Origin of the sequence: Streptomyces sp. NPDC096013 (genome assembly GCF_044763565.1) — a bacterium.
Taxonomy (GTDB): Bacteria; Actinomycetota; Actinomycetes; order Streptomycetales; family Streptomycetaceae; genus Streptomyces.
This window is the reverse complement of sequence record NZ_JBIWGK010000018.1, coordinates 49,543-64,235: the sequence shown is the minus strand read 5'-3', so window position 1 is coordinate 64,235 and position 14,693 is coordinate 49,543. Positions and strand designations below refer to the sequence as shown.

At 72.6% G+C, this 14,693-nt stretch carries 10 protein-coding genes; 3 read left to right on the top strand and 7 right to left on the bottom strand.

Annotation, left to right across the window (positions count from 1 at the left end; translation table 11 throughout):
* Nucleotides 1-18: 18 nt before the first annotated feature.
* From ACIRB1_RS39400 to ftsE, 3 genes are all read right to left on the bottom strand, one after another.
* Nucleotides 19-1,203, bottom strand: a complete 1,185-nt coding sequence (locus ACIRB1_RS39400) for a S41 family peptidase (RefSeq protein ID WP_352185364.1) — start codon at nucleotides 1,201-1,203, stop codon at nucleotides 19-21.
* Between the two features lie 67 nt (nucleotides 1,204-1,270).
* Nucleotides 1,271-2,188, bottom strand: coding sequence for a permease-like cell division protein FtsX (gene ftsX / locus ACIRB1_RS39395; protein WP_328831094.1), 918 nt, complete (start codon nucleotides 2,186-2,188; stop codon nucleotides 1,271-1,273).
* A gap of 55 nt (nucleotides 2,189-2,243) precedes the next feature.
* Nucleotides 2,244-2,933: a cell division ATP-binding protein FtsE gene (gene ftsE, locus ACIRB1_RS39390; RefSeq protein ID WP_033286714.1), complete on the bottom strand. Its 690-nt coding sequence runs from the start codon at nucleotides 2,931-2,933 to the stop codon at nucleotides 2,244-2,246.
* 251 nt (nucleotides 2,934-3,184) lie between these two features.
* On the opposite strand from ftsE, the gene ACIRB1_RS39385 reads away from it, so the two are divergent.
* A complete protein-coding gene (locus tag ACIRB1_RS39385; protein WP_352185363.1) occupies nucleotides 3,185-3,379 on the top strand; it encodes a hypothetical protein in 195 nt (64 codons plus the stop codon).
* A 114-nt stretch (nucleotides 3,380-3,493) separates the two neighbouring features.
* Here the strand turns inward: ACIRB1_RS39385 and ACIRB1_RS39380 are convergent, their stop codons facing one another.
* The 4 genes from ACIRB1_RS39380 to ACIRB1_RS39365 form a co-directional block, all read right to left on the bottom strand.
* The gene (locus ACIRB1_RS39380) at nucleotides 3,494-4,102 is read right to left on the bottom strand and encodes a hypothetical protein (RefSeq protein WP_352185362.1); all 609 of its coding nucleotides are present in this window, start codon (nucleotides 4,100-4,102) and stop codon (nucleotides 3,494-3,496) included.
* A gap of 325 nt (nucleotides 4,103-4,427) precedes the next feature.
* Nucleotides 4,428-5,534: a peptide chain release factor 2 gene (prfB, locus tag ACIRB1_RS39375; protein ID WP_352185361.1), complete on the bottom strand. Its 1,107-nt coding sequence runs from the start codon at nucleotides 5,532-5,534 to the stop codon at nucleotides 4,428-4,430.
* 318 nt (nucleotides 5,535-5,852) lie between these two features.
* Nucleotides 5,853-7,091 (bottom strand): serine/threonine-protein kinase, encoded by a 1,239-nt coding sequence (locus ACIRB1_RS39370; protein WP_352185360.1) that lies wholly within the window; start codon nucleotides 7,089-7,091, stop codon nucleotides 5,853-5,855.
* A 222-nt stretch (nucleotides 7,092-7,313) separates the two neighbouring features.
* On the bottom strand, nucleotides 7,314-8,999 hold the full coding sequence (locus ACIRB1_RS39365) for a serine/threonine-protein kinase (protein WP_403468901.1): 1,686 nt from the start codon (nucleotides 8,997-8,999) through the stop codon (nucleotides 7,314-7,316).
* A 343-nt stretch (nucleotides 9,000-9,342) separates the two neighbouring features.
* Here ACIRB1_RS39365 and ACIRB1_RS39360 point away from each other — a divergent pair, with 343 nt between their 5' ends.
* On the top strand, nucleotides 9,343-13,110 hold the full coding sequence (locus ACIRB1_RS39360; RefSeq protein WP_403468965.1) for an FHA domain-containing protein: 3,768 nt from the start codon (nucleotides 9,343-9,345) through the stop codon (nucleotides 13,108-13,110).
* Nucleotides 13,111-13,265: 155 nt separating this feature from the next.
* The gene (locus ACIRB1_RS39355) at nucleotides 13,266-14,654 is read left to right on the top strand and encodes an ABC transporter substrate-binding protein (protein ID WP_352185358.1); all 1,389 of its coding nucleotides are present in this window, start codon (nucleotides 13,266-13,268) and stop codon (nucleotides 14,652-14,654) included.
* The last annotated feature ends 39 nt before the right edge of the window (nucleotides 14,655-14,693 follow it).

Here is a 14,693-nt window from a genome sequence, read left to right as displayed (position 1 = left end):
CAGGACGCCGAAAGGCGGCTAGGAAGCGTCCCCAAGGCCGCTCAACACTGTCTCGGCGCGCTCCACCGCGGCCTGCCCCTGAGCGGTGACGTCGAGGTCGGGGGTGATGCCCCGGCCGTCGACGGTGCGGCCGGAGGGGGTGCGGTAGTGGCCGACGGTCAGCTCGGCGACGACGCCGTCGGGAAGTCTGCTCGGCATCTGGACCGAGCCCTTGCCGAAGGTCCTGGAGCCCACGACGACCGCGCGACCGCGGTCCTGGAGGGCGCCGGTGAGCATCTCGGCCGCGCTCATCGTGCCGCCGTCGACCAGCGCGACCAGGGGTCTGGTGGTGTCGCCGCCCGCGGTCGCGTGCAGGGCGCGCTGCCGGCCGTCGACGTCGTACGTGGCGACGAGCCCGCCGTCGAGGAACGCGGAGGCGGTGGTGACGGCCTCGGTGACCAGGCCGCCGGAGTTGCCGCGCAGGTCCAGGACGAACGAGGAGTCGGCGGGGGCCTGCCGTACGGCGGTGCGGACGAGGTCGCCGACGCCCTTGGTGAACGCGGCGATCCTGATGACGGTGACGTCGTCCGTGAGCCTGCGGACGCTCACGGAGTCGGTGGAGAGACGGGCGCGCCGTACGGTCTCCCGCCACGCGTGCGTGCCGCGTTCCAGGCCGAGGGTGACGGTGGTGCCCGCGGCGGCGTCCTGGGCGTCACCCCGCAGTAAGGAGACGACCTCGGTGACGGGCCGGCCGTCGACGCTCTCGCCGTCGACGCTGCGCAGCCGGTCGCCCTTGCGGACGCCCGCGACGGCGGCGGGCGACCCGGACTGCACACGGGTCACCTCGATCCGGCCGTCCCGCTCGAGTCGGGCCCAGAGCCCGACGCCGGTGTACTGGCCGTCGAGGGCCTCCTCGAACTCCTCGTACTCCCCCTGGGAGTACACGGCGCCCCACCGGTCCCCGCTGCGGCTGACGGCCCGCTCGGCGGCCTCCATGGGCGACTTGCCGTCCGCCTTGGCCTCGGCGGCGGCCTTCGCGACCTCTTCGGTGCGCCCTGCCGGCGCCGAACCCGCCGTGTCGGAGGCCGATTTCCGGTCGGCCCGCACCGGTTCGTCGAACGACCCTGCCGCCGCCCCGGCGACCAGCACACTCGCGAACACCAATGTCAGGGCGGCCCCGCGGCGCATGCGGCGGGGCTGACAGAACAGGTCACGACCTGACATGGCGGTGAGTCTAGGACAACGGGAAGGGCCGCACGGGCGGTTGCCCGTACGGCCCTCTTGGCATGCGTCACACCTTGAGGTACTTGCGCAGCGCGAAGAACGCTGCCAGCGCGGGCATCAGGAGGCTCGTGGCGAGGATGAGCGGAAGCTTCGTCAGGACGGCGTCCCAGCCGATGAAGTTGATCAGATTCAGCTTGTGGGACAGGTCCAGGCCGTGGTCGATGATGAAGTACCGGGCGACCACCAGGAATCCGCAGGCGACCGTGCCGCCGATCAGTCCCGCGACCGCGGCCTCCATGATGAACGGGGCCTGGATGTAGAAGCCGGAGGCGCCGACCAGGCGCATGATGCCGGTCTCGCGGCGGCGGCTGAACGCCGAGACGCGCACCGTGTTGACGATCAGCATCAGGGCGACGACCAGCATGAGCGCCATGACCGCGCGGGCGGCCCAGTTCATGCCGTTCAGGAGGCCGAAGAGGTTGTCCAGGATGCCCTTCTGGTCCTGCACCGACTGGACGCCGTCACGGCCGTCGAAGGCGGTCGCGATGACCTGGTACTTCTCCGGGTCCTTGAGCTTGATGCGGTACGACTCCTGCATCTGGTCCGGCGTCAGCGAACTGGCCAGCGGGGAGTCGCCGAACTGCTGCTTGTAGTGCTTGTACGCCTCGTCCTGCGACTCGTACGTGACCTTCTCGACGACCGACATCTTGCCGAGGTCGGACTGGATCTGCTTCTTCTGGTCGTCGGTCACCGCGCCCTTGGCGCAGTTGGGGTCGGACTCGGCGTCGCTCTTGTTGCAGAGGAAGATCGAGACGTTGACCTTGTCGTACCAGTAGCCCTTCATCGTGGTCACCTGGTCGCTCATCAGGAGCGAGCCGCCGAAGAGGGCCAGGGACAGGGCTACGGAGACGACGACCGCGAAGGTCATCGTCAGGTTGCGACGGAGACCGACACCGATCTCGGAGAGTACGAACTGGGCGCGCATGGCGGCTTCTTCAGGCCTTTCCGTGGACGGACATCAGACGGCGGTCGGCCGGCGGTCAGTGCTGGTAGCCGTAGACGCCGCGTGCCTGGTCTCGGACGAGGCGGCCCTTCTCCAGCTCGATGACGCGCTTGCGCATCTGGTCCACGATGTTCTGGTCGTGCGTCGCCATCACCACGGTGGTGCCCGTCCGGTTGATCCGGTCGAGGAGCTTCATGATGCCGACGGAGGTCTGCGGGTCGAGGTTGCCGGTGGGCTCGTCGGCGATGAGGAGCTTGGGGCGGTTCACGAAGGCTCTCGCGATGGCCACGCGCTGCTGCTCACCACCGGACAGCTCGCCCGGCATCCGGTCCTCCTTGCCGCCGAGCCCGACGAGGTCGAGCACCTGGGGCACCGACTTGCGGATCTCGCCCTTGGACTTGCCGATGACCTCCTGCGCGAAGGCCACGTTCTCGGCGACCGTCTTGTTGGGCAGCAGGCGGAAGTCCTGGAACACGGTCCCCAGTTGGCGGCGCATCTGCGGCACCTTCCAGTTGGAGATGCGGGCGAGGTCCTTGCCCAGCACGTGCACCTGGCCCTGGCTGCACCGCTCCTCGCGGAGGACGAGCCTCAGGAAGGTGGACTTTCCGGAGCCGGAGGACCCGACGAGGAACACGAACTCGCCCTTCTCCACTTCAAGGGAGACGTCCCTGAGAGCGGGGCGGGTCTGCTTGGGGTAGACCTTGGAGACATTGTCGAATCGGATCACGGGTGCACCACGGGTAGCCGGGGGTAGGTGAGCGTGACCATACGCGACCCGGGTGTGCCCGCGCAGTCGGCGTCCGGGGTTGCGCGAGGCTTGCACGTTTTGTCGCGGATTTGAAGGGCTGGAACCCACCGGGTCGGGGCAGGATAAGGCGGGCCGCGCCGAATCCCGCGGAACCTGGCACAGTGGAGGGGGAACGTTCTCGTTTCCCTGGGCGTTGTGTCCGTGGAAGCCGGTGCTAGGAGGGCGAGCGCATGACGTACGACCGGTTGGTGTGCGCGAACTGCGCGGCGCCCGTGCACGAGGGCCGCTGTCCCGTCTGCCGCGCGAACCGCGAGCGGCTCCAGCAGGAGAACAACCCGTGGGCCAATCTGAACCCCATGGCGCTGATCGCCCTGCTCGCGGTACTGATCGCGGCGCTGGCGCTGGTGGCACACCAGACCGCCTGACCCGCACGAAGAGCGCGCGGGTTCACACCAAGAGCACGCACGAAGGGCCCGGAGCGACAGCTCCGGGCCCTTCGTCGTACGACGTGCGTACGGTCCGTACGGGGACGGCTACCGTCAGGCGACCGTGCCGCCGCGGTTGCCCGCGAGGCGCGGGAGCACGCGGAAGGCGATACCGCCGGCGATCATCGTCGCGGCACCGATCAGCAGGAACGCGGTCTGGCCCGCACCGGTCTCGGCAAGCTCACCGCCGCTGCCCTGGGCCGTGGTGTCGGACCCGGTGTCGGTGAGCGCCGAGGTGCCCGCCTCCTGGGCGGAGGAGCCGCCGTCGGGGTCGTTGTTGTTGCCGCCGGTGGAGCCGGAGCCGGAGCCGCTGGTGCTGCCGTCCGTCGGGCTGTCGGTGGGCTCGTCCGTCGGCTCGGTGGGGTTGCCGGAGGGCTCGGTCGGCTCGTCGGTGGGAGGCGTCGAGGTGGGCGGCTGCGAGGACGGCGGCTCGGAGCTCGGGGGCTCGCTGGTCGGCGTGTTCGGAGCGGTCGGGAGGCCGCTGTCGGTCGGGGTCGGGGAGTCGCTCCCGTCGCCGGGCGTCGGGTCGTCGGCGGTGTTCGCGCTCAGCGTCACGCCCAGGTCGAGCGCCGATGCGGCACCCGCGGCGGTCAGCGAAGCACCACCGGCGATGATCGCGCCGGCCGCTATGCGTGCGACACGGATCCGCGTCTTCTTGGTCATCAGTCTGCTACCCCCAGTAGCTCGTCGTCAGTGTGGTGCGTCGATGTCCGGTGCCGTGATCGACGGGGGGCGGCGGCTGGCGAAAGCTCTGCTCCCCCGGTTCACATGCGCCCCGGAGACACGCATGCCACGCTTCACCCTTCCCAGTTTTCACAGCAACGTCAAGGCCGTTGCGAGCGCAATGTCCACCTACGGGTTCTTTGCTGGGAGATGGAACGTGTAAGTGTGATGCAGAACCCAGACATCCGAAAGCGCGAAAGGCAACTACCGCCCGGTGGGCGGCAGTTGCCTTGTCGACAAAGCTATGCGCGAATCGCGCGCGGGATTACTTCTCCTGCTGCTTGCGCCAGCGAATTCCGGCCTCCAGGAAGCCGTCGATCTCGCCGTTGAACACGGCCTCGGGGTTGCCGACCTCGTACTCCGTGCGCAGGTCCTTGACCATCTGGTACGGGTGCAGGACGTACGAACGCATCTGGTTGCCCCAGGAGTTGCCGCCGTCGCCCTTGAGGGCGTCCATCCGGGCCTGCTCCTCCTGACGGCGGCGCTCCAGCAGCTTGGCCTGGAGCACGTTCATCGCGCTGGCCTTGTTCTGGATCTGGGAGCGCTCGTTCTGGCAGGAGACGACGATGCCGGTGGGGAGGTGGGTCAGACGCACCGCGGAGTCGGTGGTGTTGACGCCCTGGCCGCCGGGACCGGAGGACCGGTACACGTCGACGCGCAGCTCGGACTCGTCGATCTCGATGTGGTCGGTCTGCTCGACGACCGGGAGGATCTCGACGCCGGCGAACGAGGTCTGGCGGCGGCCCTGGTTGTCGAAGGGCGAGATCCGGACGAGCCGGTGGGTGCCCTGCTCGACGGAGAGCGTGCCGTAGGCGTACGGCACGTGCACGGCGAAGGTGGTCGACTTGATGCCGGCCTCTTCGGCGTACGACGTCTCGTAGAGCTCCGTCTTGTAGCCGTGGCGCTCGGCCCAGCGGAGGTACATGCGCTGGAGCTTCTCGGCGAAGTCGGAGGCGTCGACGCCGCCGGCCTCGGCGCGGATGGTGACGACGGCCTCGCGGGAGTCGTACTCGCCGGAGAGGAGGGTGCGGACCTCCATCTCGTCCAGCGCCTTCTTGACGGCGGTCAGTTCGTTCTCCGCCTCGGCGCGGGTGTCCGGGTCGTCCTCCTCCTCGGCCATCTCGAAGAGGACCGAGAGGTCGTCGATCCGGCCGCGGAGTGCCTCGGTCTTGCGGATCTCGGCCTGGAGGTGGCTCAGCTTGCTGGTGACCTTCTGCGCCGCCTCCGGGTCGTCCCAGAGGGAAGGCGCTGCGGCCTGCTCCTCGAGGACGGCGACATCTGCCCTCAGCGTGTCCAGGTCCAGGACGGCCTCGATCGACTCCATGGTCGAGGAGAGGGACTTGAGCTCTTCGGATACATCGACGACTGCCACGCCTCCAGCGTAACGGCTCCGCCAAGCGGGGAGTGCCGGTGGTGAATCCGGCCCCTCCGGCGTTCGGGGAGCGGGGGTGCGGGGGGCGGCCCCCCCCCCCCCCCGGGGCGGCGGGGCGGGGGGCGAGGTGTTAGTGTGCGGCGGGTCGCCCCCCGCGTCGCCCCCCCGCGCCCCCCCCGGGCCGCCCCCCACCCCCCCCGNNNGTGCGTGGGGGGGGGGGGGGGGGGGGGGGGGGGGGGGGGGGGGGGGGGGGGGGGGGGCGGGGGGGGGGGGGGGGGGGGGGGGGGGCCGCCGCCCCCCCCCCCCCCCACCGGCGCGTCAGGGCGAAGACGGTGCCGAGTTCTTCGTGTCCGGCTGGTCGCCGCCGGAGTCGCCCGACGTCGCCGCCCAGGTGCCGACGCCGACCGCCGCGACCAGCACGACCCCCGCCGCCGCCAGCGTCAGCCGCCGGCGCCGGGTGGCCGCGCGGTGCCGGGCGGAGCCGGGGCGCGGGGCGCCCGCGGGGCGTGGGGCGCGGGCCGTACCGAGGGGGCCGCCCGCAAGTTCGTCCGGGGCGGGGACGCGCATCGAGGTGTGGGTGTCGCGGTTGGAGTCGGCGGGCTTGGCGCCCGGCACGAGGGGGACGGCGCCGCGTCGTACGCGCTCGCCGCGCGCGGGGGCCGCGGCCGGTGCCTCCTCCTGCTCCGCCTCCTCCTGCTCGGTGTCGGGCTCGTCGACGTCCAGTGGGGGCATCCCGGCCAGCAGGGGGAGCTGTTCGCGGAGGCGGGCGGCGAGTTCGGAGGCGCGCAGGCGGGAGGCGGGGGCCTTGGCCAGGCACTGGACCATCAGCTGCCAGAGTTCGTCGGGGATACCGGGCAACGGTACGACTGTCTCGGTGACGTGCCGTCGTAGGACCGCGCCTGGGTGGCCGCCCCCGAACGGCGTGAATCCGGCGAGGAGTTCGTACAGGACCGTCGCCAGGGCGTAGATGTCCACGGCCGCGCGCGGGGGCAGGCCCTCGACGATCTCGGGGGCGAGGTAGTCGGGCGTGCCGATGATCTTCGTGGCGCGGGTGCGGCGCGGGGAGTCGATGAGTTTGGCGACCCCGAAGTCCGTCAGCAGAGCGGGGTGCGCGCCGCCGGGGCCGAGCGGGCCCTGCATGTCGAGGAGGACGTTCTCCGGCTTGACGTCACGGTGGACGACACCGGCCGCGTGGGCCGCGGCGAGTCCGTCCGCGATGTCGGCGACGATCGCGACCGCGGCCTCCGGGGAGAGCCGGCGTTCCCGGTCGAGGCGGGTGCGCAGGTCCGTGCCTCTGACCAGGTCCATGACGAGGGCGAGGTCGTTGCCGTCGACCACGAGGTCCCGTACGGACACGATGTTCGGATGCTCCAGGCCGAGCAGGGCCGTGCGCTCCTGCACGAAGCGGCCGACGAGCTCCTGGTCGGACGCGAGGTCCTCGCGCAGCAGCTTGACGGCGACGGGCCCCTCGGGACCCTCGCCCAGCCACACCGTGCCGGCGCTGCCCCGCCCCAGGATCTGGTTGGCGGTGTACCGGCTGCCGATCTTCCGTGCCAAGACTGCTCCTACCGACGCGTGTGTCGCTAAAACTACGCGTCGGATGAGCCAACCTTCACCGCCGAGGCGGAAATCACCCACTGGGTGTCGACAAATCCCCAACCCTACGCCCGACAAGGGCGATTCGAGGGTCGCCGCCGACCCGGCGAGGGCCGGTCGCCGGGACGAGGCGAAGGTCGGTCGCCGGTCAGGGCGAAGGCGGGTCGCCGGTCGTGTCGAGGGTCAGTTGCCGGTCGCGGAACTCAGGTCCTTGACCCAGTTGCTGATCTGGCCGACGACATGGCTGATCTCGTGCCAGTAGCTCCGGCCCGTGCCGATCCAGTTCTGGAGCGGGGTCAGTTCCCAGACCAGCCAGCCCGCGACGAAGAGCAGGACGACCGTGAACAGGCAGCCCTTGAGGCAGCCGAGTCCGGGGATCTTCATCGGGTTGGCGCTGCGTTGCCGGGGCTGACGCGGCTCGCGGGCCGGCTCCGGGGCCCGCTGGGGCTGCCGGCGGTTCGGCGGGGCGTACTGCTGCGGCTGGTGCTGCTGCGGCTGGCCGTAGCCCTGCTGCGGTTGCTGCCGCTGCGAGGGGCGCTGCTGCGGGCGCTGCTGGGCGGCCTGGCGGGGTTGCTGCTGAGGCTGCTGCGGGCGGGAGACCTGGCGCTGGGGGCGCCGGCGCAGGGGGTCCTCGCCGGGGTCGAGGTAGGGCTGGTACTGGGTCTGTTCGTTGCGGTCGCGGGCGGCGCGCAGCTGGTTCTGCCAGGGGTGCGGCTGCTCGGGGCCGCCGCCCGGCTGGTTCTGCTGGCCGTACTGCCCGGCCTGGTTCTGCGGCATGACCGTGGTCGGGTCGGCCGCGCCGCGGTGGGGCATCACGGTGGTCGGGTCGGCGGCGCCGACGGGACCGCTGGTGTGCGGGAGGACGCTGGTCGCCGCGTTCGGGTCGTAGGCGCCCGCTCCGTGCGAGAGGACCTGCGTCGGGTCGGCTGCGCCGGGGACGGTCGGTACGGCGGCGGGCGCGGGGTCGGGGGCCAGGAGCGTCGCGACGCTCTCGGCGGCGGCGATCTGCGCGGAGTTCGCGTGCACGCCGACGCCCTCGGCGACGACGCGCAGGGCGCGGGCGAGGTTCTCGGCGCTGGGCCGCTCGTCCGGGTTCTTGCGCAGACAGCGCTCGATGACCGTCCACAGCGGGTCGGGGACCGTCGAGGGGCGGCGGGGTTCGGCGCTGAGGTGCTGGTGGAGGACTTCGAGGGCCGAGCCGCCGGAGAACGGCGGGTGGCCGGTGACCAGCTCGTACATCAGGATTCCGGCGCCGTAGATGTCCACGGCGGAGGTCTGCGGGCGGCCCTCGGCGGACTCGGGCGCGATGTACGCGGGCGTGCCGACGAACTCCTGGGTGCGGGTCAGGCCCGGGGAGTCGGCGAGGCGGGCGATGCCGAAGTCGGTGAGCAGCGGGTACATCTGGCCGCCGCCCTGCTTCAGCAGGACGTTCGCCGGCTTCAGGTCGCGGTGGACGACGCCGTCGGCGTGGCTCGCGGCCAGCGCGTCGGCGATCTGCGCGGTGAGCAGCGCGGCGCCGACGGGGCTGAACGGGCCGTTCTCACGGAGATAGCGGTGCAGGTCGGGGCCCTCGACGAGGTCCATGACGAGCGCCAGGAGATCGCCTTCCACGACGAGATCGCGGACCCGGACGATGTTCGGGTGGGTCAGGCGCAGCAGCACCGACCGCTCGCGCAGGAACCGCATCACGATGTCGGGATCGTTCGCGAGTTCTTCCTTGAGGACCTTGATCGCGACGGTCTCGCCGGGCTGGCCCTGGACGGCCGCCTCGGCGCCCGCGGTCTCCCGCTGGCGGGCCCGCCAGACGGTGCCCGTGGCGCCGCGTCCGAGCGGCTCCTCGAGCAGGTACTTGCTGCCTACCGGCCGCACGTCTGCGCTCCCTGCTGCTTGCCTGTGTTCCGGTCCACTGTAGTGCCGCACCTCTCGCGGCTACCTACGTAAGCATCGCCGTACATGTTCGAAGGAAAGACGCTCTCCCCGGTCTCCCGGTTGCCCCAATGGTCGCCGAGGGCGGACATGACCGGTCTCACCCGATCACCGGTACGGCACTGGTCAGGCACTTTTGGGGACAGAGCTGACCAATCAAGATCACTTGCCACCGGGGCCCGGGCGCGTTGTCAGTGGCAGGTGCGAGGATGCGTGCAGTACTGGCCGATTGCTCGCGCGGGGTGGGGGAAATTCCGTGCCGGGGCAGAAGGGACCGCTGACGGCGATGCAGATCCGGCTGACCGTCGTAGACCCGCTGGGGCCGCCCGCGCAGCCGCGGGGCCGCTCCGCGAGTTGCGATGTGCTGGTCACCGCGCCCGCCGGCACGGCCCTGGCCGCGGTGGCGTCCGCGCTGGCCTCTGCGGTGTCCGCCGACGCGGCCGCGCCGCAGTCCGAGCGGAGCCGCGAGTCCGGCGCCCCGATCGTGCTGTTCGCGGGCGTGGAGCGCCTCGACACCCAGCGCTGCACCCTCGGCGAGCCGCCGCTGACGGACGGCGCGGTGCTGTCCCTGGGCGCCCCCGCCGAGCCGGAGGCCCATCCCGAGCTGGACGACGCCCCCACGCAGCTGCACGTGGTCGCGGGCCCGGACGCGGGCGGGGTGCACCTCCTGCACGGCGGCCAGATCCACATCGGCCGCTCCGCCGACGCCGATGTCCCCCTGGACGACCCGGACGTGTCCCGGCTGCACTGCGCGGTGACGGTCGACCCCGGAGGCCGCGTCTCGGTCGCCGACCTGGGCTCGACGAACGGCACGACCCTGGCGGGCACGCGCGTGGGCACCCGTCCGGTGCGCTTCGCCCCCGGCGCGCTGCTGCGCATCGGCGAGTCGGCCCTGCGGCTGACCCCGTCCGGCGGCCCGGGAGCGCGCGCGGAGACGGCCCCCGACGGCGAGGGCCACGTGCGCGTGTCGCCCGGCACGTCGACCGCCCCGCGCAGCGAACCCCTGGTGGTGCCGGGCCAGGGCAGCGCCCCGAGCATCGAGCACCGCGCCGCGCACGACGGCGGCGACACCCACGCGGGCCGCTTCGGCGTGTTCGGCGAGGCGCCGGAGGGGGGCGCTGCCGACGACGCGTTCTCCGCGCGTACGACGACCTCCCGCATCCCCGCGGAGGACGACACCGACGTCCACGGCGGCCGCAAGGGCACCCCGCTGCGGGGCACCGACGTGCCGCAGGGCGTGCGCAGGCGCGGTGGCATCGGCAAGTGGGCCCGCCGTCTGACGGGCGGCCGGGGCGAGTCGACGGCCGAGGACCCCGAGTCGTCGTACGACGAGGAGGGCGCCGACGAGAGCGTGCCGCCCCCGCCCGTCGTCCTCCAGCAGCCGGACACCTGGCCCGACCCGGCGGCCCTGCTGCTCACCGCCCTGGGCCCTGGCCCCCGCCTGTGGGAGCGCGCCCCCGGCCACCCCGAGGCGCTCACGGTCCGGCTCGGCACGGCGGACCGGGCGGCGCCGGACGGCTCGGCGCTGCTGCCCGCGGTGCCGGTGACGTCGGGGCTCCGTGAGGTCGGCGCGCTGGGCCTGGCCGGTCCGCGCGCGCGGCTCTCGGGCCTGGCCCGCGCGGTGGTGGCCCAGCTCGCCGCGCTGCACTCCCCCGACACTCTGGAGATCGTGCTGATCAGCACGGACCGCGCGCGGACGGTCGCCGAGCGCACCGCCGAGTGGTCGTGGCTCGGCTGGCTGCCGCATCTGCGCCCCGGGCACGGCCAGGACTGCCGCCTGCTGCTGGCCTACGACCGCGAGCAGGCGACGGCCCGGACGGACGAGCTTCTCCGCCGGCTGGAGGACCACGCGATGGACGCGCGCGGTGCGAGTCGGCCGAGCGTGCCCTCGGGCGCGTACGGCGCCTCCGGCCGCCGCGCTCCCGGCATCGGCGCGCAGCGCGGCTCGGCGGAGGGGCGGTCGGGGCTCTCCGGCAGCGCTTCCGCACAGGGCTCGGCGGACGGCCGGTCGGGGTCCTCCGCCGCGCGGCACACGGTGGACGACCGTGATCGGCGCGGGGCCACGACCCCCGCGTACAACACCACCGACGAAGCCCACCACCACCGCTCCGGCACCGCCGACCACCCCGCGCCCGGCCCTCTCGCGCCGCACGCCGCCGACGACCCGGCCTCCGGCGCCACCCGCCCCCGCGCGTCCGACACCCGGCCCTCGGACACTGCGACGGCGTACTCCGGGCACTCCGCCGACGACACCTCCGATGCCTTGCGCGGCGCCGCCCACCGGCCCGCCTGGGCGCGGGACGACGAGGGTGACGCGGACGGGTTCGCCGGGCCGTACACCGTGCTCGTGGTGGACGGTGACCCCGGTGGGGCGGATGTGCGCGAGGCGGTGGCGCGGCTGGCGCAGGACGGGCCCCGGGCCGGTATCCACGTGGTGTGCCTCGCCGAGACGGAGCCGGCCTCGCCCGCGTCCCCCGTGACGGACACGTACGAGGCGGCCTGCGCGGCGGCACCGACGTTCCGCGAGTGCGGGGCGGTCGCGCTGCTGAGCGGTGATGTCGCCACGGCGCTGCGGCTGTTGCGGGTCGCGCCCGGGGGGACGGGAGCGACGCGCCCCGGAGCGGCACGGCCCGGTGCGGCGGAAGTGCCACACCCCGGTACCGGGGCGGGCCGCCCCGGCGCGGACACCTCGCGCCCCGGCACCGGCCTGACGTCACCTCGTCCGGAGTCGTCCGGTGCCGCCCCGGCCGACGCCGGCTCAACCGGGCCCGGCCCGGTGGGCAACGGCACCATCGCCGCTGTGGACGCCGTCTCCCTCGCGTGGGCCGAGCGCTTCGCGCGGGCGCTCGCCCCGCTCAGGGCGGACGGTCCCGCGCACGAGCGGCACGCGCGCGTGTCCGCGCCGTTGCCCCAGTCGGCGCGCCTGCTGGACGAGTTGGGGCTGGCCCGGGCCACCCCGGCGTCGCTGCTGGCGCGCTGGGCGGACGCCGGTGACGACAAGGACGCGCTCGGCGGGCGGGCCTGGGCGGTGCTCGGGGCCGGTCCGCGCGGGCCGGTCTCCGCGGACCTCGCCACCGAGGGACCGCATCTGCTGATCGAGGGCCCTCCGGGCAGCGGGCGTACGGAGTTGCTGCGGGCGGTCGTCGCGTCCCTCGCCGCCGCCGAGCGCCCTGACCGGCTGGGCATCGTGCTGATGGACGGCCGGGACAGCGTGGGCGCCGGGGGCAGCCCCTCCGGGGGAGGCGGTCACGGCGAGGGTCTGCGGGTCTGCACGGACGTACCGCATGTGACCACGCATCTCACCGCCAACGACCCTGTCCGGATGCGGGAGTTCGCGCAGTCGCTGAGCGCGGAGCTGAAGCGGCGGGCCGAGTTGCTGGGCCGGGTCGGCTTCGCCGAGTGGCATGGACGGCACGAGGTGTCGGGGCGGATCATCGCCCAGCGCGGCACGTCGGGTGCCGGGGACCTGGACTCCCCGCCGAGTTCGACGATCCGGCTGCGCCCGTCGGCGGCGGCGCGTCAACAGACGGAGGCGGCACCGCCGTTGCCCCGTCTGGTGGTGGTCGTGGATGATCTGGACGCGCTGGTGAAACCCCCGCTCGGCTCCCCCGGCCGCCCGGCCGCGGGGTCGGTGATACGCGCGCTGGAGGCGGTGGTCCGCGAGGGCGAGCGGCTCGGCGTGCACTTGGTGGCGGCGGCGGCCGTGGAGGCCCGTACGTGCGAGACGGAGCCCGCCCGGCACATCACGCTGCGGGTCGCCCTCGACGCGATCACCCAGGGTCCGGACGAACCGGCGCCGGGGCGTGGGCGGTTGATCCTGGCGGACGGCCGGAGCACGCCCTTCCAGGGGGGCCGGGTGACGGGCCGTATCCCGCGCACGGCGACGCTCCGACCGACGGTGGTGCCGCTGGAGTGGCAGCGCATGGGCGATCCCCCGGCCCGCCGCCCGGTCCGTGAACTCGGCAACGGACCGACCGACTTGGCGCTCCTGGCGAGCGCGCTGGAGCGGGCGACGCGCTCGGTGTCGGCGGCGGAGGTGCCGTCGCTCCTCTGATCTTTCACAGGTCGCGCACACAACCCCACGTCACGACCCAATCACGATCGCGTACTTGACAGCGGACGCCATCTTGCCGGGTTCAAGGACCGGGCGTAGACCAGTGCGCACGGAAGCGTTCGAGCGTTCGACGAGGAACGAAGAACGGGGCAGTGATGCGCAGCACGAGCAGGACACATCGGACACGCACCACCGTACGTACAGCGGCGGCTGTCGCCGCGGGAGCACTGACGCTCTCGCTCGCCGCGTGTGGAGGCGGCAGCGACAACAAGAGCGACAACAGCACATCGGGCAGTCCCTCGGAGTCCGCGGGCACGGTCGCCCTCCCCAAGCTGAACGGCGCGAGCCTCGAAGTGGCCGCCGTGTGGACGGGTGCCGAGCAGAAGAACTTCAAGGCGGTCCTCTCGGAGTTCGAGAAGCGCACGGGGGCGAAGGTCACCTTCGTGCCCGCGCAGGACCCGATCATCAACTTCCTCGGCTCGAAGATCGCGGGCGGCCAGCCGCCGGACGTCGCGATGCTCCCGCAGCCCGGCGCCATCAAGCAGGCCGTCGACAAGAAGTGGGCCAAGCCCCTCGGCCCCGACGCCCTGAAGGAGTTGCAGAAGAACTACTCGCAGGGCTGGCAGGACATCGGCAAGGTCGGCGGCAAGCAGTACGGCGTGTACTACAAGGCGGCCAACAAGTCGCTGATCTGGTACAACGCCAAGGTCTTCGAGAACGCGGGCGCCAAGGAGCCCAAGACCTGGGCGGAGTTGCTGACGACCGCGCAGACGATCTACGACTCCGGGGTGACCCCGTTCTCGGTCGCGGGCGCGGACGGCTGGCCGCTCACGGACTGGTTCGAGAACATCTATCTGTCGCAGGCGGGGCCGGAGAAGTACGACCAGCTCGCCCAGCACAAGATCAAGTGGACGGACCCGTCCGTCAAGCAGGCCCTGACCACGCTGGCGCAGATCTGGGGCAAGAAGGCCTACATCGCGGGCGGTCAGAGCGGCGCGCTCCAGACGGAGTTCCCGGCGTCCGTCACCCAGACGTTCAACGGCGGCGACCAGCCGAAGTCCGCGATGGTCTACGAGGGCGACTTCGTGCAGGTCAACATCGGTGAGACCAAGGCGAAGGTGGGCACGGACGCGAAGGTGTTCCCGTTCCCGGCGGTGGGTTCGACCGCGCCCGTGGTCTCCGGCGGCGACGCGGCCGTCATCCTGAAGGACTCCAAGGCGGCGCAGGCGCTGGCCACGTTCCTCGCCTCACCGGACGCGGCGACGATCCAGGCGAAGCTCGGCGGCTATCTCTCCCCGAACAAGAACGTGCCGGACTCGGCGTATCCGAACGCGGTGCAGCAGACCATCGCCAAGGCGCTCGTCGCGGCCGGTGACGACTTCCGCTTCGACATGTCGGACCAGGCCCCGCAGTCCTTCGGCGGCACGCCCGGCAAGGGCGAGTGGAAGGACCTCCAAGACTTCCTGAAGAACCCGGCCGATGTCGCGGGCACGCAGGCGCAGTTGGAGAAGGACGCGGCGGCGGCGTACGCGAGCGGGAGCTGATCCGGCGATGACCGGACACGGCATCGAGGGGATGGGTCG